A 19,985-nucleotide genomic window follows, 5' to 3' on the forward strand; every position below is an offset into this window, starting at 1 on the left:
CTGGAACAAGCGCGCAACGAGATCGGCGGGCAGCCGTATCGAGCGCGGCGCTGCCGAGCGTGATGCTTAGGGATCCGCCAAGATCGCCACGTCCCAAAACGTCGACTTCACCTCCAACTGACAGCGCCGATGCCTTCGGGCGTTCCCAGTCATCGAAATCGGCCTGCACGGCGCAAAGAACGAAAGACGTGATCCCGTCCTCTATTGAGCGGCCAGTGCCGTCACTTCTCGCCGGAACGGCAGCGCGTCGCCGATATCGAGTTCGTCCAGTTCACGAGCGAAGCGGTGGCCGGCATAGGTCGCCCAGGCAATCGGACCCGGCGCCTCGGCATCGCCGATGACCTTGATCGAGCGAATGCCGCTGTCGGCCCATTCGTCCCGCCGCGCCTTCAATTCGCTCCCGACCCCATCATCCTGTTGGCGCGACGTCACCAGCACCACGGCGTCGGCGGCGATATCGCGTTCGGCACCGGTGTAGGCACAGGCAGTGGCAACACCTCCGGACACGATGCGCGTCACGGTCCTGTTCAGAACGATCTCGACACCGAGCCCGGCCAGCCGGCGATGGATGGCGCCCTGCTCAAGCGTGTTGCGGGTCCAGTCGGAGACATAGGCGGATGGCGTCACCAGCGTCACCCTCGCGCCCTGGCGCGCCATCAGCTCGGCCAGAACGCCACCCATGTAGTAGTGGTCGTCGTCGAACAACACGACATTGCCGGTCGGCACGTTGCCGCCCATCAGGTCGTCCGGCGTGTAGAGCGGCATGGCCAGGTCGATCGGCATCGGCACGACATGGGCGCGCGCCACGCCGTCGCGGCGCCATGTCGATCCGGTGGCGATGGCGACGTTCTGAAAGCCGAAGGCCAGGATATCCTCGGCAGACAGTCGGCTTTCGAAATAGATGTCGACATTGGACATCTGGCTGAGCTGGTACTGGCGATAGTCGCGCACACGGCCCCATGCGGAAAGGCCAGGCAGGCGGCACTCCCGCGCGACGCGGCCGCCGAGTTCGGTGCCTGCCTCGGCAATGGCCACCTGATAGCCGCGCAGGCCGAGCGCGCGCGCGGCCTCCAGCCCGGCAGGGCCGGCGCCGACGATCAGCACGCTGTCGCTGTCGCCCTTGGCCTGCATGCGTTCTGGATGCCAGCCCTTGCGCCACTCCTCCATGAAGGTCGGGTTCTGCGTACAGCGCGAGATCGACATGGTCATGTCGCCGGTGATGCAGATGTTGCAGCCGATGCATTCGCGAATGTCTGCGATTCGCCCCTCCTCCACCTTCTTCGGCAGGAAGGGATCGGCAATCGACGGACGCGCGCAGCCGATGAAATCAAGCGTACCGGACCTGATCATCCTGACCATCATATCCGGCGAGGTGAAGCGCCCGACACCCACGACCGGCTTCGAGGTCAGCTTCTTGATACCGGAGACGAGGCTTTCCTGCGCGGCCTCCTCCTTGAAGCGCGACGGCCCCGAGCAATCCTCCCAGGCGCCATGCGCCAGGTCCCAGAGGTCGGGCAGCTCGGCATGCATCTCGATCATGTCGCGCACTTCGGAATTGGCGAAGCCAAGCTCCCCGATCATCTCGTCCAGCGACAACCGCAGCGTCAGGCCGCATGTATCGCCAATGGCGTCGCGCCCTTCCTCGATCAACTCGCGCATCAGCCGCGAACGATTTTCCAGCGGGCCGCCATATTCGTCGCTGCGCTGGTTGGTGGCGGTGGACAGGAAGTGCTGGATGATACCGAAACCATGCGCGCCGTAGAGACAGACCAGATCGAAACCCGCCAGTTTCGCACGTTTGAAGGCATTGCGGTGCCAGCGCCTGAGGTCACGTATATCCTGCTTGTCCATGGCACGCGCCTGAACGGGATCGTTGGTGAAGGTGCGGATGGGCAAGGCCGACGGGCCGCGTGGCACTTCCTTGGTGTAGAGGTTCGGGCCATTGATGCCGGAATAGGCGAGCTGGATGCCGGCCAGTGCGCCATGCTGGTGCATGGCCTCGGCCATCCTGGCCAGTGCCGGAATATCGGCGTCGTCCCACAACCTGAGTTCGATGAAGGGCGTGATCTCCGAGGTGTGGTGCATCTCGGTCTGCTCGGTGAAGATGACGCCCCAACCGCCCTCCGACTTGATGCGGCGCATCTCGGCCGCGGCGGACGGATCGCGGTAGCCGCCGCCATTGCAATGCGGAACCTGATAGAAGCGGTTCTTGGCGGTCACTGGACCGATCTTCACAGGCTCGAATAGAATGTCGTAGCGTGGATCACGCATGGGATTTGCCTTCCTGCCAGCGTCGCCTTGCAGCATGCCCGATCATGGTTTCGAGCCCCCGCGCAAGCCGGCCGGCCCAGTGGGTTGATGCCGTGAACCTACTCATAAGTTGCGGCACGCGCTGGAAAACTACAGATTTCTTCTGTGCCGATTAGGGCGCGCCTAATCGACCCGGCTGGGTTAGAATCCGGTTATTCCCGGCTGAGCCAAATGCGACTTCAATGCCGATGCCACGCGATGCTAGATACGCGCACGGCCAAAGAGACATGAGACGCATGGACAGCATCCGCATCCTTGAAAAGCTGATCGCCTTTCCGACGGTGAGCCGCGACTCCAATCTCGACCTCATCTTGTATGTGGCGGAGATGCTGGACGCGCATGGTGTCGCCAGCCAGATCATCCGGAGCGAGGACGGACACAAGGCCAATCTCCTTGCCACCATCGGACCGGCCGATGCTTCCGGCATCATGCTGTCCGGCCACACCGACGTCGTTCCCATCGACGGGCAGAACTGGACGCTGCCACCCTTCGGGATGACCGAGCGTGACGGCAAGCTCTACGGACGCGGCGCGGCCGACATGAAGGGCTTCGTTGCCTGTGCGCTGGCGGCATGTCTCACGGCTTCGAAAATGACGCTGCGGACGCCGTTGCACCTGGCACTCTCCTACGACGAGGAGATCGGTTGCATCGGCGTGCGCAGCCTGATCGACATGCTGCAGGCCGCCCCACAACGGCCGTTGCTGTGCATCGTCGGCGAGCCGACCGGCATGCAGGTGGCGACGGGGCACAAGGGCAAGCTTGCCGCACGCGCGCTTTGCAGGGGACGCGAAGGCCATTCGGCGCTGGCGCCGCTGGCGCTCAACGCCATCCATCTCGGCTGCGACTTCGTCGCCGCCTCGCGCCGCGAGCAGGACCGGCTGGCGCGCGATGGCGCACGCGACGGCGACTACGACATTGCCTACACCACCGTCCACGTCGGCAAGATCAATGCCGGCGTGGCGCTGAACATTGTCCCGAACCTCTGCCAGGTCGATTTCGAAATCCGCAATGTCGCGGCCGACGACCCGCACGAGATTCTCGACCGCCTGCGCGCCGAGGCCGCGCGCATTGCTGTTGAAGCCTCGGCGATCGCGCCCGAGGCGGCGATCGACATCGACATCACCAACACCTATCCCGGCCTGGATACGCCAGCCAGTTCGCAAGCCGTGGCTTTCGTCAAATCGCTGACCGGCGCCAACGACACCATCAAGGTTGCCTTCGGCACCGAAGGCGGCCTGTTCAGCCGCGATCTCGGCACACCGACGGTCGTGTGCGGACCGGGCTCGATGGCGCAAGGGCACAAGCCGGACGAATTCGTCAGCGTCGAGCAAATGCGCCGCTGCGACGACATGCTTGAAAAATTGCTGCAGCGGCTTGCCGACCAGAGCTTCACTGAAAACGGCTTGCTTTAGACCAATTCCAGGAAAAGTGTGAAACGGTTTTCCGTCCGGGATTGCGTCAAAACAAAGAGGTAGAGTGGTTTGCCGTTTCTTTGAAACGGTGAACTGCTCTAGCCGACTGCCCGTTCGGCGCCGAACACGCCTTGCTCGACCACGAAATGCCGGCAATGGTCGATGAACGCCTGGACGGTTTGCGTGCGATGGTCCGAGTTGGGCAAGGCGACGCCCATTGTCAGCGGCCGCAAGTCGCCGTCCAGCGGCACAAAGACAAGCGGCTTGCCATCCGGCGCCAGCGTGTTGAGCGGGCGCATATTGGCGATGCCGTAGCCGAAGCCGTTGGCCACCATCGAGCGCATGACGGCGATGTCGCCGGTGCGCTCGGCAATGTTGGGCCTGATACCACGCTGGTGGAACGCCGACAGGAAATATTCGCGGCTATACGGCAGGTCGAGCAGCACCATCGGCTCGTCGGCCAGTTCCTCGGTCGTGATCGACGGCTTTGCCGCGAAGCGATGACCGGCCGGCAGCATGACATAGGCCGGCACCAGCAACAGCGGCTCGAAGGTCATGTCCTGCGACAGTTCGAGATCGTAGGTCAGGGCAAGGTCGATTTCGCCACGCTGCAGCATCTCCAGCAATTGCCCCTGATTGCGCTCGAACTGCCGCACCCGCACATCGGGATAGGCGCGCTCGAACCGCATGCGCAGAGCCGGCAGCACAATCTGCGCGAACGTCAGCAGGCAGCCGACGGCCAGCGGGCCGCGCACCTTCTCGGCAAAATCGCCGGCGACATCATGCAAGGCGTCGGCATCGTTGAGCAGCCGCGCGGCTTCCTTGAGGAAGACGCGGCCGCCGGCCGTCAGCGAGAGACCGTGCGAATGCTTGCGGACAAAAAGCTGGACGCCGAACTCGGTTTCCAGCTGCGCGATGGAGGCCGAAATCGATGGCGGCGAGACATTGACCTGTTCGGCCGCCTTGGCGATGGAGCCGGCTTCGCCCACGGCGACGAAATATTCCAGCTGTCTGAGCGTGAAGCGTAGCGGCATGGCTGGCTATGTTGCCGGTTTGGATGCTGCGATCAAGCCTTGGCGCCCATCAGTACTTGATCCATGTCGTTTTCAGCGCGGTGTATTTGTCGAGCGCATGCAGCGACAGGTCGCGGCCGAAGCCGGATTGCTTGAAGCCGCCGAACGGGGTCATCGGGCTCAGCGCGTCGACGGTGTTGACGGAAACCGTGCCGGCATGGAGCCGGCCGGCGATGCGGTGCGCACGCGACAGGCTATCGGTCCACAGCGATGCGGCCAGCCCGTATGGGCTGTCATTGGCAATACGGATCGCCTCCGCCTCGTCATCGAAGGCGATGACCGACAGCACCGGCCCGAAAATCTCGTCGCGGGCAATCGGATCGGCGGGTGCGACATCGTCAAAGATGGTGGGCTGGATAAAGCTGCCGCGGCCGTTGACGGTGACCAGATCGCCGCCGGCAACCAGACGCGCGGTTTTCTTGCCAGCCTCGACAAACCGCATGACATTGGTCGCGTGGCGGGCATCGACCATGGCGCCCATTTTCGAAGCCGGATCGAGCGGATCGCCGGGTTGGGTGGCCGCCGCACGCTGAACCAATTTCTCGACCAGAGCATCCTTGATGCCGCGTTGGACGAGCAGACGCGAATTGGCGGAGCAGACTTCGCCCTGATTGAAGAAGATTCCGAAGGCCGCCATGTCGGCCGCCGCGTCGAGATCCCTGCAATCGGCAAAGACAAGGTTGGGGCTCTTGCCGCCGGTTTCCAGCCAGACCTGCTTCATGTTCGACTGACCGGAATACTGCAGGAACATCTTGCCGACGGCGGTCGAACCGGTGAAGGCAAGGCAATCCACATCCATATGGCGGCCAAGCGCCTGGCCCGCGGTTTCGCCGAGGCCCGGCACCACATTGAGCACGCCGGCAGGCAGGCCCGCTTCCATGGCCAGTTCCGCCAGCCGGAGCGCCGACAAGGGCGACTGCTCGGCGGGTTTCAGCACCACCGAATTGCCCGCCGCCAGTGCGGGCGCGCATTTCCAGGTCGCCATGTCGAGCGGGAAATTCCACGGCACCACAGCGCCGACCACGCCAAGCGGCTCGCGCCGCACCAACACCAGATCGCCTTCGCCGGTCGGCGCCACCTCGCCGTAGATCTTGTCGATGGCTTCGCCATACCATTGGAAGATCGCTGCCGAGCCGGGGACGTCGACCGAAGTGGCGTCCCTGACCAGCTTGCCCATGTCGAGCAATTCAAGCAGCGCCAGTTCATGCAGGTTTTCGCGCAGCAACCGTGCCAGCCGCAGCAGCACCTCCTTGCGGTGCCCCGGACTGGTCCGAGACCAGACGCCGTGGTTGAAGCTGCGCCGTGCAGCGGCAACCGCCAGATCGATGTCTTCTTCGCCACAGGACGCCACGTCGGCCAGCGTCTCGCCGGTTGCCGGGTTGACGCAGGCGAAGGTCCGGCCGGACCGCGCCGCAACCGGCTTGCCGTCGATGAACGCCTTGTCGCGAAAACGGACCGCCGACGCCCTGCCGATCCAGTCCTTGTGGCTGAGTTCGCTCATGGCAGGTGACCCCTGGCCCAAGTCTTGACTATTCATCGCCCGGCACGCCGTAGCTCGGCGCAGCGGATGGATTTATCGCGCGGGTCACATAGGCATCGAGCTGTGGCTTGTAGAGTTCCCAAAGGCTCGCCAGCTGCTCGATCGGGCAGTCGTCGGTCCAGTCGCAGCGCAAATCGGCGACCGGCCACGCCACCTCGCGCACCAGCTTCATGCCGGCGGAATGGACCGGGCCGGCCTCGCCACCCGCTCTCAGCGCGGCGCGCATGGTCGCAATGAGGCGGTCGCCCAGATGCCCCTCCGACGCCAGAAAGGCTTCGACCATGGCTTGCGGCACGCCGTCATGGGCCAGCATGTTGCCGCCGCAAGCGACGTTTTCCGCGCGTGCTTCCGCCCAGATGCCCAGAGCCCTGGGTCCCGAATGGATCGCGGTCGTGCCAGCGGCATCGACAGCCAGCACCTGCCGGTATTCGGGATAGGCGCCGGTGCGCTTCAGTATCGCGACTGCCTCGGCGGCCGAAGCGCCGCGCGCCAGCAATTCGAGGCCTCGCAGCCCAAGTGTCGGATCAGTGACGTTCTGGCTGGCGACCGCTCCCACGCCAGCATGCGCATACGCGCAGCGCGCCGCCACCGCCGGAGAGGAGGACGACACCGCGACGCCGAACATGCCGGTGCGGCTGCAGCGCGCGACGATGGAAAAAGTCATGGCTTTAATCCGGAATGACGGCGGTGCCGTCGATCTCGACCAGCCAGTCCGGCCGCGCCAGGGCCTGCACGACGAGGCCGGTCGAGACGGGATGCACACCTTTGATGTACTCGCCCATGGTGCGGTAGACCGCCTCGCGATGGCGCACGTCGGTGATGTAGACCACCACCTTGACCAGATGTTCCATGGTGCCGCCGCACTCCTGGATCAGCTGGCGGATGTTCTGCATCACCTTGTGCGTCTGCTCGGCCGGGTCATGGCTGCCGATATTCTTGGCGGTATCGAGGTCCTGCGGGCACTGGCCACGCAGATAGACGGTTCTGCCTCCCCGCGTAACGACGGCCTGACACAGATCGTTGTCGAGTTTCTGCTCCGGATAGGTGTCCTTGGTGTTGAACTTGCGAATTCTTGTATGGGCCATCGTGATCTCCGTCGGATCGGCTCGAGGTCTGGGCGTCCGTTGCAGCTGCTGTTGGCTATGCCGCCTGGGTCTCGCGTCGTGCGGACGCATGGTAAGCCAGATACTTGCGCTGCGTGGAAATGTGGTCGGCTACATGCTGAGCGTCGTGCCAGACGCCCCAGATGAAGCTGGATCCCCTGCGTGACTGCCACGGCAGCCCGAGGAAATAGATTCCGGGCTCGGTCGAAACGCCGCGCTGATGCCTCGGCTTGCCCTTTTCGTCGAACACATCAACGCCGAGCCAGCTGTAATCGACGGTAAATCCCGTTGCCCAGATGATCGAACCTATTCCCGCCTTTGCCAGATCCAACTGGAGGATGGGATTTGTCATGCATTGCGGGTCCGACCCGATCTTGCGGGCGTCAGGCTCTTCGGGAAGGTCGAGGCCGTTGCGGGCAACATAGGCGTCCGCCTCGTCCAGCACCGACATGTAGTTTGCATCGCCGCGGGCGATATTTCGGGTGAGATCAGGGGCAAAGCCCATGACGCCATCCTTGTAAGACTCCGTCCGGCCAACCAGCGTTATCCCTTGTGCGGCAAGACGCCGGAAATCGATCGTCTGGCCGCCACGCGCGCCACTGACCGCGATGGTGACGTGTTCCGTGCCAGGCGCGGGGGCCTGTGCGTCCCACTTGCCGAGAACGCCCAGCCACCAGCAGAAGTCGCGCTCGCGATAGGCCCGCGGCGGCCGATCGTGCGGTCCGACCGAGAGGTAGACACGCCGCCCCGCACGCTGGAGTTCGTCCGCGATCTGCACCCCGGAAGACCCCGAGCCAACTACCAGCACCGCACCTGCGGGCAACTGGCCGGGATTGCGATAGGCGCTGGAATGAATCTGTATTGGTCCGGCATCGTTGGGAACGACTGCGGGAATGACGGGGTGCTGGAACGCTCCGGTGGCGGCAACCACACTTCTGGCCTCGATCACGCCATCCGAGGTCTCGACCTGAAAACCCGGCCGGCCGACCAGCCTTTGCACCTTCCTGACCTCGACGCCGCAGCGAATGGGGGCAGCGATCATCTCCGCGTAGGCGACAAAATAATCGGCGACCTTTTCCTTGCCGATAAAGGCATCTGGGCCAGCATCCGGAAACGCCATGCCGGGAAACCGATCGTGCCAGGCCGGACCATTGGCAACCAGCGAGTCCCATCTTTCGGAGCGCCAGCGCTCGGCGATACGCTGCCGCTCAAGGATGAGATGAGGCACGCCGCACTTGCTCAGATGCTCGCTCATGGCCAGCCCCGCCTGGCCAGCGCCGACAACAAGCGTGTCTATTTTTTCAACTGACATTGCAGCGGTCCTTTCTGGCTCTCTCCCCGAGATTTCCGCGGATGCGACGGAGATCAGATTGCTGGTCTACCGGAGGGACCGAGCAGCGAAAATTACGATTTCATGTGGCAATGGTTAGCTTGTGCCTAAATGCGGCTACGACTACATCGCTGTGGCCGCCCTTTCGCCGATCATCATGGATGGCGCATTGGTGTTGCCGCCGATCAATGTCGGCATGATGGAGGCATCCGCGACGCGCAGATTGTCGAAGCCGTTCACCTTGAGGCTGGCCGGATCGACCACCGCCATGGTGTCCTTGCCCATCTTGGCGGTACCTACCGGGTGATAGACGGTGAGCGCCTCGGCGCGCAGATAGGCGAGGATCTCGTCGTCGGTGACGACATCGGGTCCGGGCAGGATTTCCGGTCCGCGAATATCGGCAAAGACTGGCGAGGCCAGAATGGAGCGCGCGACCTTGATGCCTTCGACGAGGGTCAGGGCATCCTGCTCGTCACTGAAGAAGCGGTGATCGATGTGCACGTTGCGGCGGGTGCCGTCGCGCTCGAGCGTGATTTCGCCGACGCTTCCGGGCCGCAGCACGCAGGTGTGCACGGCATAGCCGTGGCCATATTCGACGAGCCGGCCGCGATGGCTGCGATAGCCGGGGACAAAGTGGAATTGGACGTCGGGAACATCGCCGGCATATCTGGTCTTGGCGAAGCCGCCCGCCTCGACATAGTTGGTCGTCAGCATGCCCTTGCGGCGGACGAAATATTGAAACGGTGCCGCCAGCATCGCCGGAAGATTGGCGAGCGACAGACCGAGCGTCCTGGTGCTCTTTGACCGCACCGTTATCATGCCGTCGACATGGTCGCGCAGGTTCTTGCCGACGCCCGGCACATTCATGACCGGTTCAATCCCCGCCGCCTTCAGCTCCTCGGCCGGGCCGATGCCGGAAGCAAGCAGGATGCGCGGCGATCCGATCGCGCCCGCGCTGAGCACCACTTCGGCGCGGCATGTCAACCTTTGGGCTCTCCCGTCCCGGATCACATTGACACCGGTGACGCGCCCGCTTTCGACTGCCAGATCAAGCACCTCGACGCCTGACAGAACCTGGAGATTCGGGCGGCCGAGAACCGGCCGGACGAAGGCGGTGTAGGCCGAGAAGCGTTGCCCCTTGTCCTGGGTGACATTGTAGATGCCGAGGCCGAGTTGGCCATCGGCGTTGAAGTCGCGGTTTTCGGGCAGGCCCAAGCCCCTGCCTGCCTCTACCCACAGTCTGGACACGACGTTGGGATCGCGCGGATTGTCGACCAGCAGTTCACCCTCGAAGCCGTGATAGGCCGGGTTCTGCGACAGGAGGTTCCGTTCCAGTTTCTTGAAGACAGGCAGCACGTCGGCGTAGGACCAACCCACGCAGCCACGTGCCGCCCACTCATCGTAGTCCTGCGCGGCACCGCGAATATAGACCATCGAGTTGATCGAACTCGACCCGCCGAGAACCTTGCCGCGGTTGACTGGTATACGGCGGTTGTTGAGCAGCGGCTGCGGCACGCCTTTGTAGCCGTAGTCGAAAGTCGGATTGCCGTAGAGCGAGAGAATGCCGGCCGGCACGCGCACCCTTGTGCGGTCATCGCTGCCGCCAGCCTCGATCAGGCAGACACGGATTGCAGGATTGGCACTCAACCTGTTGGCCAGGACACAACCGGCCGAGCCCGCGCCGATGACGATATAGTCGAATTCCGCGGTCTCGATGCTCATGCCCGCTAGTGCTCTTCGTCTTCGTCGTTCTTCAAGAGCTCGAGGATTTCCCGCTTCATGGCGATGAAGTTCGGCTCCATGACCAGATCCATGCTGCGCGGACGCGGCAAGCCGACGCGGATTTCCTTTTTGATCTGGCCGGGCCGGCCGGACATGACGAGCACCCGGTCCGCCAGCAGGATCGCCTCGTCAATGTCATGGGTGACGAACAGGACCGTCTTCTTGGAATGATCCCAGATCCTCAGCAAAAGCTTCTGCATTGAGTGACGGGTCTGGCTGTCGAGCGCGCCGAAGGGTTCGTCCATCAGCAACACTTGCGGATCATTGGCGAGCGCACGCGCAATTGCCACGCGCTGCTTCATGCCGCCCGACAGCTGCGAGGGATAATGGTTGGCGAATTTCGCCAACCCGACCTCATGGAGAAAATGCTCGACGATGGCCTTGCGCTCGGCCGCCGTCATGCCCTTCCGCTTCGGGCCGTATTCGACGTTCTGCGCCACAGTCAGCCAGGGAAACAGCGTATAGGCCTGAAACACCATGCCGCGATCCGGACCTGGCTCGGTGACCGGCTTGCCGCCGACAGAGATCATGCCGCCGGTGCGCTCCTCGAGGCCGGCGATGAGATAGAGCAGGCTCGACTTGCCGCAGCCGGATGGGCCGACGATCACGCAGAACTCATTGGGCACGACATGGAACGAGATGCCGTCCAGCGCCAGCACGGCGTTGTCGCCTGTGCCGTAGCGCAGGACCACATTGTCGATGGCGATGTCGGAGCTCTTCGGTTTCGTCGTGAGTGTCAGGGCGTCCATGTCAGCGAAACTCCTCAATTGGCCCAGGGGGCGACGAGGCGGCGGATGCCCCGGAACAATTGGTCAGTGCAAAGACCAAGGATGCCGATCATGGCGATGGCCATGAAGATCACGTCGACCTGGAAGCCACGCATCGCCTTGAGCGAGATGTAGCCAAGTCCGCTGCGGGCGGCGACGAGTTCGGCCACGACGAGATAGGTCCAGGCCCAACCCATGGTGACGCGCAGCACATCCAGCACATTCGGAAGCGTGGCCGGAAAGACGATGTGGAAGACCGTGTCGCCGCGTTTGGTACCAAGCGTATAGGCCGCGTTGACCAGGTCGCGCTGGACGCCGCGGGCGCTGTCGGCGATCATGACGAGTTGCTGGAAGAAGACGCCGAAGATGATGACGGCGACGCGCTGCTCGATGCCAATGCCGATCCACAGGATGAAAAGCGGCACGAAGGAGGTCACCGGCAGATAGCGGATGAAATTGACCAACGGTTCGAGCACCGCCTGGACGATGCGGTAGGTGCCCATCGTCAATCCAAGCGGCACCGCAACGATGCTCGAAATGACGAAGCCGATCAACACCACCTGGACGCTGGCGAAAACGTGCTCCCACAGCGACCCGTCGGCGGCCATCCTGATGGTGGTGGTCAACACGGATTCGGGGCGAGGCAGGAACATTTCCTTGACCGCTCCGGAATAGGTCAACGCGAACCAGCCGCCGATGACGGCGATCCAGACCATGAAGCCCAGCGTGATGGAGAGAGAGCGCGGCACAGCCCGAAACGGTGTCGCGATGACTTTCAGGACGGATCGACCGGCCTGACCTTCTTCCACTCTCGCGGTCACGCCGTTGCTGACCAGAGAGCTCGTGTTCGGTGCTAGTGTCACGGGATACCTTTTTGGGCCGCTTGGACCGGAGGCGCGAGGTCCGCCTCCGGTTCAGCCAAATCAACTTTGCAAGGTCAAGTTACTTCCCGAGGAAGGACGTATCGATGAGGTCGTCGTACTTGATGTCCATCTTGAGCTTGCCGAAGCCGCCCCAGATATCGCCGCCCAGCTTGATCAGCTTGCCGGCTTCACCAGTCTCGCCGCCGGCGAAAAATTCGGCATTGCGCTGCTTGCCGTAGAAGTTCACGCCCGCGGCCGAGGAGGCGAAGTCCTTCGGCTCCTTCAGCCAGCCGCCGACGCCCTTGGCCATCACCTCATAGGCCTTCTCCGGATTCTCCTTGATGAACTCGTTGGCCTTGTAGAGGCCCTTCACCAGCGCCTCGACATCTTTGGGGTTCTTCGTGATGTAGTCGCAGTTGAGCGCCACCACATCGACGATCAAGCCCGGCGTCTTCGAGGAGTCGATCAGCACCTGTCCCTTGTTTTCCTTCTTGGCCAGCGTCAGATGCGGTTCCCAGGTGACGGCAACAGGAATGCGGTCGGCCATGAAGGCGGCGGCGGCATCGTCCGCCGTCATGTTGGTGATCTTCACATCGGCCTGGGTGAGACCGGCCTGCTTGAGCAGGATGTTGAACCAGAACTGCGACACTGAGCCTTCGTTCAGCGCAACGTCCATGCCCTTGAGGTCGGCGACGCTCTTGATCCCGCTGGGCGCGAGAACGCCATCGCCGCCATGGCTGTCATCCAGCGCATAGACCGACTTGAAGCAGACATCCTTCGAACGGTATTTCATGATCTCGTCGATGGTCGAGGCGCTGCCGTCGAGCTCGCCGGCGGCAACAGCCGCCATGTACAGCGATGCTTCCTCGATGATTTCGAGCGAGACATCGAGCCCACCTTCCTTGAAGTAGCCCATGTCACGGGCAAGGAAGAGTGGCCCGTATCCTACCCAGGTCGTCATGCCCAGTTTCAAGCTGCCAGCTTCGGCGTGGAGGCTCACCGATATGGCGCTGAGGGCAATCCCGGCCACAAGCGCGGCCCGGCGAAACTTCGAGATTATCGTCTTCATCACGTTCCCCTGTTTTTGAGGTCGGGCGTTGTCCGCGCTCGACCAAATTCCGCTCCGACGCATCGCCGAAGCCTGTCGCCTGTTCATTTTTTCTTTTCTCAGCCGACGATGGAGCAAAGCACGCTGGGTGCGCTGCACAAATTATGATTTTCAGTCGTTCGGCTTAGGCTGGACCTAACCAGACCGGCGCTGCATCCGCCCCATCCGCAAACGTTGGCGCGAGAAGGCGTCGACAATCCCAATGGACCGCGCGAGGCAAGACGGACGGAAAAGCGCAAGCGCGGCAATTTCTGACTGACAGTAAGAACTGAACGTCCCTCCTGGCCCGATTGTCACCTCGAGGGGGCAACCGCAAATTAACGGAAAAGGGAAAATCGCCGCAAAAATATTCGAGGGTTCATCAACTATCGGGACCAATCGGCGATTTTTTGCACTTGCAGCGTTGGACGGCGTGCCCACGGCCCGCGTCCTGGAATGCACTATCCGAGAGTTTGACTGGCGAGTGCATAGGTCACCGGTGCAACCGCGGCGCCGACGGCAAAATCGGAGAGGCGTTTGCCCAGCGACATGGTGAGCACCGTGTCGAAAACCGGCATTCCGCTGTGCGACAGAAAGGCAGCGAACTCGCCATGGTCCATGTGGGTGTCGATCCGCAGGAAAGACCCCGAATGGTCGGCTACGTGCGGCCGCACTATCGCCACGGCGTCGGCGTCGCTTTCCGCCACGACCGGCCCCACGACATGGCCCCGTCCAAACGGCCGGCAGAGCGCGAAAGCGGTCAGCCTATCGCCCTTGAAAAGACCATAGCCGGCCGAGTGTGCGAAAAGCCTTTCGATGAGCGCCGCCCGCCTCACGCCGAAGCCTGTCGCATCGAGCGCAATCACGGCGGAAATATCATTTGCGTCTAAAGCCCGGACATCGCCTCGAATATTTGCCGGCCTATCCTTCGTCTGCATGCGGGCGATGCCCTGGCATTGATAAGCGGTCTTCTCAGGCTGGAAGTCGAGCGAGAGATAGAGCCGCCTTGCCGCGCGGGTTGCATTGAGGCGCAAGTCATGTCCGACTAGTCTGTCGAAGATCCGCTTCATCAGCCATTGTCCCGCCCCCAGCGTCTGGAGCCGCGGCGAGGTGATGACCATGCCCACGGTCGCGAAGTCGGCGCCATGCGTGAACCACATGGCAGAACCGAGAACCCGGCCGATCTCATCGAGCGCCACGAGGCCTTGTCCCGATTGGCGCAGGAATTGCCAGTCTTCGGCGCGATGCGGCCATCCCACGGAGAGCGAGAGTGCGTGCAAACGGTCCAGCTCGACACCTTCGATGTCGTCGATGCGCATCGAGAAGGTGTCGATTTTCAAGCTTCCGGACGGCTTCAATTCCATGCCCCTGAAAGATACCGCATTAGAGCGCGGCGCACCGATGGCCGGCCCTGCCCCGTAACGCTAGAACGAGCCGATCGGTACGATTTGCTCGAAAGCCGCGCAGCAACGCAAGATTCAACTGAAACACTTTCGCCTTCGGCACGCAATCGCGTCAGAACGCGCACATCCTTTCCGGCAATGTTGGAAGTATGGTCGACGGCACCGATCCCGGCGAACCCGAAATGCTTGAGGGCTGGAATGGACGTCTTCGACATCCTCGACCGTCTCGTCGCCTTTCCATCGGTCGCCGGCAAGCCGAACGGTGACGTCGCCGGCTGGATCGAGACCTATCTCGCTGAACACAGCACGCAGGTCACCCTGCTACCAGGGCCGGAAGGCGACCGTTTCAATCTTTTCGCGACGATCGGCCCCGCCGATGTCCCGGGTTACATCCTGTCCGGCCACATGGACGTCGTCCCCGCCAGTGAGCCGCAATGGAGTTCGAACCCTTTCGCGTTGCGCCGGGAGGGCGAGCGGCTCTACGGACGTGGCACCACGGACATGAAGGGGTTTCTTGCCGCGACGCTCGCGGCCGTGCCCATGCTGGCGGGACAGCGCCTTGCCAGGCCAATCCACCTCGCCTTCTCCTATGACGAGGAGGTAGGGTGCCGCGGCGTGCCGCATCTGATCGCCCGCCTTCACGAGCTTTGCGCCAAGCCGCTCGGCGTCATCGTCGGCGAGCCGAGCGGCCTGCGCGCCGTGCGCGGCCACAAGGGCAAGGCGGCCGCTCGCGTGATCATCAGCGGGCGCTCCGGCCATTCCTCGCGGCCCGATCTCGGCCTCAACGCCATCCACGCCATGGCCGGTGCGCTGAGCGCCGCCGTGAGCGAAGCCGATCGGCTGATGAACGGTCCGTTCGACCCTGCCTTCGAGCCACCCTACTCCTCGCTGCAGGCGGGCGTGGTGGCGGGCGGACATCAGGTCAACATCATCCCCGACACCTGTACGCTGGACCTTGAGGCACGCGCCATACCTGGCATCGACCCGGCGAGCCTGCTGGCGCCTGTAAAGGCGCGGGCAGAGGCCCTTGTGGCCGATGGCTTTCGCATCGAGTGGACACCGATGAGCGCCTATCCAGCGATGTCGCTGCCGCCAGGCGCGCCGCTTGCGGGACTGCTGCGCGAGTTGACAGGCGAGGTGCCGCTTGCCGCCGTCAGCTACGGCACGGAGGCCGGGCTTTACCAAGCCGCCGGACTCGATGCGATTATCTGCGGACCCGGCGACATCGACCGCGCCCACAAGCCGGATGAGTACATTCTCAACAGCGAACTCGTCGCCTGCCAGCGATTGATCGAGGCGCTGGGCGCCCACTGCGCGGCTTGAAGGGGAACCGGAATGACATTCCTGTTCAATTCCGATGCACAGCGCGGGGCGATCTTCGCCGATGCCTTCGCCAAGGAACTGCCTGATATCCCCTTCACGATGGATGCCGCAACGGTCGATCCCGACGCCGTGCGCTATCTCATTACCTGGACAGCGCCAGAAGACCTCGCCCGCTACAGCAAGCTGGAGATCCTGTTTTCCATTGGCGCCGGCGTCGACCAGTTCCGCCTCGACAGCGTGCCGGAACAGGTGAAGATCGTGCGTACGGTCGAGGAAGGCATCGTGCGCATGATGCAGGAGTATGTGACGCTTGCCGTGCTCGCCCTGCATCGCAACCTGCCGGGATATCTGGCGCAGCAGCGCGCCGGCGAATGGCGCGACATCCCCCAGTTGCAGGCTGGGTCGCGCCGGCTCGGCGTGCTCGGCCTCGGGCAGCTCGGCCAAGCCGTCCTCGACCGGCTGAAGCCCTTCGGCTTTCCACTTGCTGGATGGAGCCGCTCGCCGCGGCAGATCGAGGGGGTGACCTGTCATCATGGCGAGCTTGGGCTGGAGGAGATGCTCGCGGCCAGCGACATACTGATCTGCCTGCTGCCGCTGACCGAGGACACGCGCGGTTTCCTCGATGCCGACCTGTTTGCGAAGCTGCCCAAGGGCGCGGCGCTCGTCCATACCGGCCGGGGGCCGCAGCTTTATCAAGAGGCCCTTGTCGCCGCGCTCGACAGCGGCCATCTTTCGGCGGCGATGATCGACGTCACCGATCCCGAACCGCTGCCGGCAGGCCATCCGTTCTGGTCGCATCAAAAGGTCATCCTGACCCCGCATGTCGCCAGCGTCACCCAACCTGTGACCGCTGCGCGGACCGTCATCGAAAACATCCGACGCCACCGCGCCGGGCTCGACCCGATCGGGCTCGTCGACCGCTCGCGCGGCTATTGAAGTCCAACATGAAAGGCCATCCCTTGTCCCTGCTCAAGACCGTCGATACCAGCCCTGGCTTCCAGCCGCGCGAATCGGCGGCGCTGCCCGAACGGCTGATTGCCGGCCACCCCGCCTTCAAGACCTGGGCGCAGGATGTCGCCAAGGACGACCTCGTCCATACCGGCGTCTGGGAGGCGACGCCCGGCGAAACGCGCTCGATCAAGGGCGAGACTTTCGAGTTCTGCCACATCCTCTCGGGCGTGATCGAAATCACGCCCGACGGCGGCAAGCCGGTGACCTACCGCGCCGGCGACAGCTTCGTGATGAAACCCGGCTTCACCGGGATTTGGAAGACCATCGAAACAGTCCGCAAGATCTACGTGACCGTGGGGTAACGGAGCGCACGAGGCGCGTGCCCTCCGCAACAGATTTTGCCGTTTGTCATCGCCGACACACAACAATCATCCGCGGCCGATCGCCGAACGGTGCATGCTGCGCTGCCGCTCGCGCTAGGCTCCTGCAGAATAGTCCAGAGTGGGTGCCATGGGCCTGAGCTTCGACCCGGATACCGTCTCCCTTCCCGTCGGCCATTTCATCGGCGGCGAGCTGATCGCGGCCGAGGGTGCGATCGAGATGCGCCGACCGTCGGACGGCAAGGCCTATGCCGCCTGCCCCGTGGCCGGCGTCGATATGATCGGCCGTGCCGTAGAAAGCGCCAGGGCGGCGCTGAAGGCCAGCAACTGGGGCGGCGTTCGGCCGCGCGAGCGCACCAGGGCACTCCAGGCCTGGGCCGACCTGATCGAGGCGGAAGCCGAAACGTTGGCCAGGATCGAGGCGCTGTGCTCCACCCGGCCTGTCGGCCAGCTCGTTGCCGGCGACATCGCCGTCACCGCCGAGCAGATCCGCTTCTTTGCCGAATTCGCCGACAAGGAAGGCAGCGAGCTCGTGCCGACCGACGACGCCACTCTCGGCATGATCATGAGCGAGCCCTATGGCGTCGTCAGCGCGATCACGCCGTGGAATTTTCCGATCTCGATGGCCGGATGGAAGCTTGGTCCGGCATTGGCCGCTGGCAATGCGGTCGTGCTGAAGCCGTCGGAAATGACGCCCTTTTCGGCAGTCCATATGGCGCAACTCGCCGTCAAAGCGGGCCTGCCGGCAGGGCTCATAAACGTGGTGCTGGGAGACGGTCCGACGACGGGCACGGCGCTGACCGGCCATCCCGAGATCGCCAAGGTCAGCTTCACTGGCTCGACCCGCGCCGGATCGGCGATCATGGAGAATATCGCCCGCACCGGCGTCAAGCCGATGACGCTGGAACTCGGCGGCAAGAGCCCGCAGATCGTCTTTGCCGATGCCGATCTGGACATGGCGGCGACGGCCATCGCCGGCAGCGTCACCTTCAACGCCGGCCAGGCCTGCGTGGCCGGCACGCGCCTGATCGTCGAGAGCAGCGTGGCCGACAGGCTGACGGCCGCGATCATGGAGAAGTTGAAGGCGGTGCGGCCAGGCCCGACCTGGGATGACGCGACCCAATATTCGCCAATCATCTCAGAGCGGCAGCGGGCGCGTGTCGACAGCATCGTGCGGGCAGCGATCGAGGCCGGCGGCGAATGCCTGACCGGCGGCAGCGTTATGGACAGCCCAGGCTATTTTTACCAGCCGACGCTGATCGCCGATGTCGATCAGGCCAATCCGGCGATCGTCGAGGAAATCTTCGGCCCGGTCCTGACCATCCAGACCTTCGAGACCGAGGAAGAGGCGCTGGCGCTGTCTTCCCATCCGGCCTACGGGCTGGCGTCCGGCCTATTCACATCAGACCTGTCTCGCACCATCCGCTTCGCGCGCAAGCTTGAAGCGGGCACCGTCTGGGTCAACCGCTACAGCCGCTCGCGTGACCATATCCTGCCGACCGGCGGCTACAAGCGCTCCGGCATCGGCAAGGATCTCGGCCGCGAGGCCTATCTCGCCAACCGCAGGACCAAAAGCGTCCTGATCAGCCTCTAGAGAGATGTCGATGAAATCCTATTCGATCGCTACGATCCCCGGTGACGGCATCGGCAGCGATGTGACCGCCGCCGCCTGGACGGTGCTGGAGGCCGCAGCCAACCAATCTGGCTTTGCCTTGACCGGGACCGAGTTCCCCTGGTCCTGCAAATTCTACAAGGATACCGGCCGCATGATGCCGCACGACGGCATCAAGACCTTGCGCGGCTTCGACGCCATCCTTCTCGGCGCCGTCGGCTGGCCGGCGCAGGTGCCGGATTCCGTTTCGCTGCACGGCCTGTTGCTACCGATCCGCAAGGCCTTCGTGCAATATGCCAACATCCGGCCACACCGCCTGCTGCCTGGCGTGACAGGACCGCTGCGGGCGGAAGGTTTCGACATATTGTGCATCCGCGAGAACACCGAAGGCGAATATTCGGGTGCCGGCGGGCGCGTGCATCAGGGCACGCTGGACGAGGTCGCCGTGGAGACCTCGATCTTCACCCGCGCTGGCGTCGAGCGCATCCTGCGCTTCGGCTTCGAACAGGCGCGGGCGCGTCGGGGCAAGCTGGCCTCCGTCACCAAGTCCAACGCGCAGAAATACTCGATGGTGTTCTGGGACGAGATCACGCGCAAGCTGGCGGCGGACTATCCTGATGTCACTGTGACCAGCTATCATGTCGATGCGCTTGCCGCCCGCATGATCATGGCGCCGGAGAGCCTCGACGTGGTCGTCGCCTCCAACCTGTTCGGCGACATCCTGACCGATATCGGCGCGGCGATCCAGGGCGGGCTCGGTTACGCCGCCTCCGCCAACATCAATCCCGGCCGCTCGGCACCCTCCATGTTCGAGCCGGTGCACGGCTCGGCGCCCGACATCGCCCATCTCGGCATCGCCAACCCGATCGCCGCCATCTGGTCCGGCGCCATGATGCTCGAACATCTCGGCGAAACGGCCGCCGCCGGCCGGATCATGCAAGCGGTCGAAGCGACAACCGCGCGCGGCATCGGAACAACTCCCGGCAAGGACAGCACGAAAGCCATCACGGCCACCATCGTCGCGGCACTCACCTGATTGCAAGGTCGTA

General features: G+C 63.6%; 17 protein-coding genes. 6 read left to right on the forward strand and 11 right to left on the reverse strand.

The features are described from left to right. Positions 1-201 precede the first annotated feature (201 nt). Positions 202-2,271, reverse strand: coding sequence for an oxidoreductase (locus ACZYHG_RS31065; protein WP_464611843.1), 2,070 nt, complete (start codon positions 2,269-2,271; stop codon positions 202-204). A 275-nt stretch (positions 2,272-2,546) separates the two neighbouring features. Here ACZYHG_RS31065 and argE (ACZYHG_RS31070) point away from each other — a divergent pair, with 275 nt between their 5' ends. Then, on the forward strand, positions 2,547-3,722 hold the full coding sequence (gene argE / locus ACZYHG_RS31070) for an acetylornithine deacetylase (RefSeq protein WP_464611844.1): 1,176 nt from the start codon (positions 2,547-2,549) through the stop codon (positions 3,720-3,722). A gap of 98 nt (positions 3,723-3,820) precedes the next feature. Here argE (ACZYHG_RS31070) and ACZYHG_RS31075 read toward each other — a convergent pair whose 3' ends face one another. The 10 genes from ACZYHG_RS31075 to ACZYHG_RS31120 form a co-directional block, all read right to left on the reverse strand. Then, entirely contained in the window at positions 3,821-4,756 is a 936-nt protein-coding gene (locus tag ACZYHG_RS31075; RefSeq protein WP_464611845.1) for a LysR family transcriptional regulator, read from the reverse strand. A 49-nt stretch (positions 4,757-4,805) separates the two neighbouring features. Next, positions 4,806-6,296: an aldehyde dehydrogenase gene (locus tag ACZYHG_RS31080; RefSeq protein WP_464611846.1), complete on the reverse strand. Its 1,491-nt coding sequence runs from the start codon at positions 6,294-6,296 to the stop codon at positions 4,806-4,808. A gap of 28 nt (positions 6,297-6,324) precedes the next feature. Next, on the reverse strand, positions 6,325-6,999 hold the full coding sequence (locus ACZYHG_RS31085) for a DUF1028 domain-containing protein (RefSeq protein ID WP_464611847.1): 675 nt from the start codon (positions 6,997-6,999) through the stop codon (positions 6,325-6,327). A 4-nt stretch (positions 7,000-7,003) separates the two neighbouring features. After that, positions 7,004-7,420: a RidA family protein gene (locus ACZYHG_RS31090; protein ID WP_464611848.1), complete on the reverse strand. Its 417-nt coding sequence runs from the start codon at positions 7,418-7,420 to the stop codon at positions 7,004-7,006. A gap of 55 nt (positions 7,421-7,475) precedes the next feature. Next, positions 7,476-8,750 carry a flavin-containing monooxygenase gene (locus ACZYHG_RS31095; RefSeq protein WP_464611849.1) on the reverse strand — a complete coding sequence of 425 codons (1,275 nt, stop codon included), beginning with the start codon at positions 8,748-8,750 and terminating at the stop codon, positions 7,476-7,478. 141 nt (positions 8,751-8,891) lie between these two features. Beyond that, on the reverse strand, positions 8,892-10,490 hold the full coding sequence (locus ACZYHG_RS31100) for a GMC family oxidoreductase (RefSeq protein ID WP_464611850.1): 1,599 nt from the start codon (positions 10,488-10,490) through the stop codon (positions 8,892-8,894). Positions 10,491-10,495: 5 nt separating this feature from the next. After that, entirely contained in the window at positions 10,496-11,299 is an 804-nt protein-coding gene (locus ACZYHG_RS31105) for an ABC transporter ATP-binding protein (protein WP_464611851.1), read from the reverse strand. Between the two features lie 14 nt (positions 11,300-11,313). Then, the gene (locus tag ACZYHG_RS31110) at positions 11,314-12,138 is read right to left on the reverse strand and encodes an ABC transporter permease (RefSeq protein ID WP_464611852.1); all 825 of its coding nucleotides are present in this window, start codon (positions 12,136-12,138) and stop codon (positions 11,314-11,316) included. A gap of 121 nt (positions 12,139-12,259) precedes the next feature. Then, positions 12,260-13,249 carry an ABC transporter substrate-binding protein gene (locus ACZYHG_RS31115; RefSeq protein ID WP_464611853.1) on the reverse strand — a complete coding sequence of 330 codons (990 nt, stop codon included), beginning with the start codon at positions 13,247-13,249 and terminating at the stop codon, positions 12,260-12,262. Positions 13,250-13,728: 479 nt separating this feature from the next. After that, positions 13,729-14,631, reverse strand: coding sequence for a GNAT family N-acetyltransferase (locus ACZYHG_RS31120; protein ID WP_464611854.1), 903 nt, complete (start codon positions 14,629-14,631; stop codon positions 13,729-13,731). Positions 14,632-14,868: 237 nt separating this feature from the next. On the opposite strand from ACZYHG_RS31120, the gene argE (ACZYHG_RS31125) reads away from it, so the two are divergent. From argE (ACZYHG_RS31125) to ACZYHG_RS31145, 5 genes are all read left to right on the forward strand, one after another. Then, complete coding sequence (gene argE / locus ACZYHG_RS31125; RefSeq protein ID WP_464611855.1) at positions 14,869-15,993, forward strand: acetylornithine deacetylase; 1,125 nt, start codon at positions 14,869-14,871, stop codon at positions 15,991-15,993. A 12-nt stretch (positions 15,994-16,005) separates the two neighbouring features. After that, positions 16,006-16,929, forward strand: a complete 924-nt coding sequence (locus ACZYHG_RS31130; protein WP_464611856.1) for a 2-hydroxyacid dehydrogenase — start codon at positions 16,006-16,008, stop codon at positions 16,927-16,929. 23 nt (positions 16,930-16,952) lie between these two features. Next, complete coding sequence (locus ACZYHG_RS31135; protein ID WP_464614832.1) at positions 16,953-17,306, forward strand: cupin domain-containing protein; 354 nt, start codon at positions 16,953-16,955, stop codon at positions 17,304-17,306. A gap of 148 nt (positions 17,307-17,454) precedes the next feature. After that, positions 17,455-18,918: an aldehyde dehydrogenase family protein gene (locus tag ACZYHG_RS31140; RefSeq protein WP_464611857.1), complete on the forward strand. Its 1,464-nt coding sequence runs from the start codon at positions 17,455-17,457 to the stop codon at positions 18,916-18,918. Between the two features lie 10 nt (positions 18,919-18,928). Then, positions 18,929-19,972 carry a tartrate dehydrogenase gene (locus ACZYHG_RS31145; RefSeq protein ID WP_464611858.1) on the forward strand — a complete coding sequence of 348 codons (1,044 nt, stop codon included), beginning with the start codon at positions 18,929-18,931 and terminating at the stop codon, positions 19,970-19,972. The last annotated feature ends 13 nt before the right edge of the window (positions 19,973-19,985 follow it).

The organism is Mesorhizobium subarcticum, from assembly GCF_055456085.1.

Bases quoted from the DNA above. Each gene is read 5' to 3' on its own strand.
- ACZYHG_RS31130 (WP_464611856.1), top strand. From the start codon at position 16,006: ATGACATTCCTGTTCAATTCCGATGCACAGCGCGGGGCGATCTTCGCC.
- ACZYHG_RS31100 (WP_464611850.1), bottom strand. From the start codon at position 10,490: ATGAGCATCGAGACCGCGGAATTCGACTATATCGTCATCGGCGCGGGC.
- ACZYHG_RS31120 (WP_464611854.1), bottom strand. From the start codon at position 14,631: ATGGAATTGAAGCCGTCCGGAAGCTTGAAAATCGACACCTTCTCGATG.
- ACZYHG_RS31145 (WP_464611858.1), top strand. From the start codon at position 18,929: ATGAAATCCTATTCGATCGCTACGATCCCCGGTGACGGCATCGGCAGC.
- ACZYHG_RS31085 (WP_464611847.1), bottom strand. From the start codon at position 6,999: ATGACTTTTTCCATCGTCGCGCGCTGCAGCCGCACCGGCATGTTCGGC.
- ACZYHG_RS31095 (WP_464611849.1), bottom strand. From the start codon at position 8,750: ATGTCAGTTGAAAAAATAGACACGCTTGTTGTCGGCGCTGGCCAGGCG.
- ACZYHG_RS31075 (WP_464611845.1), bottom strand. From the start codon at position 4,756: ATGCCGCTACGCTTCACGCTCAGACAGCTGGAATATTTCGTCGCCGTG.
- ACZYHG_RS31105 (WP_464611851.1), bottom strand. From the start codon at position 11,299: ATGGACGCCCTGACACTCACGACGAAACCGAAGAGCTCCGACATCGCC.
- ACZYHG_RS31080 (WP_464611846.1), bottom strand. From the start codon at position 6,296: ATGAGCGAACTCAGCCACAAGGACTGGATCGGCAGGGCGTCGGCGGTC.
- ACZYHG_RS31115 (WP_464611853.1), bottom strand. From the start codon at position 13,249: ATGAAGACGATAATCTCGAAGTTTCGCCGGGCCGCGCTTGTGGCCGGG.
- argE (WP_464611844.1), top strand. From the start codon at position 2,547: ATGGACAGCATCCGCATCCTTGAAAAGCTGATCGCCTTTCCGACGGTG.
- ACZYHG_RS31090 (WP_464611848.1), bottom strand. From the start codon at position 7,420: ATGGCCCATACAAGAATTCGCAAGTTCAACACCAAGGACACCTATCCG.
- ACZYHG_RS31140 (WP_464611857.1), top strand. From the start codon at position 17,455: ATGGGCCTGAGCTTCGACCCGGATACCGTCTCCCTTCCCGTCGGCCAT.
- ACZYHG_RS31065 (WP_464611843.1), bottom strand. From the start codon at position 2,271: ATGCGTGATCCACGCTACGACATTCTATTCGAGCCTGTGAAGATCGGT.
- argE (WP_464611855.1), top strand. From the start codon at position 14,869: ATGGACGTCTTCGACATCCTCGACCGTCTCGTCGCCTTTCCATCGGTC.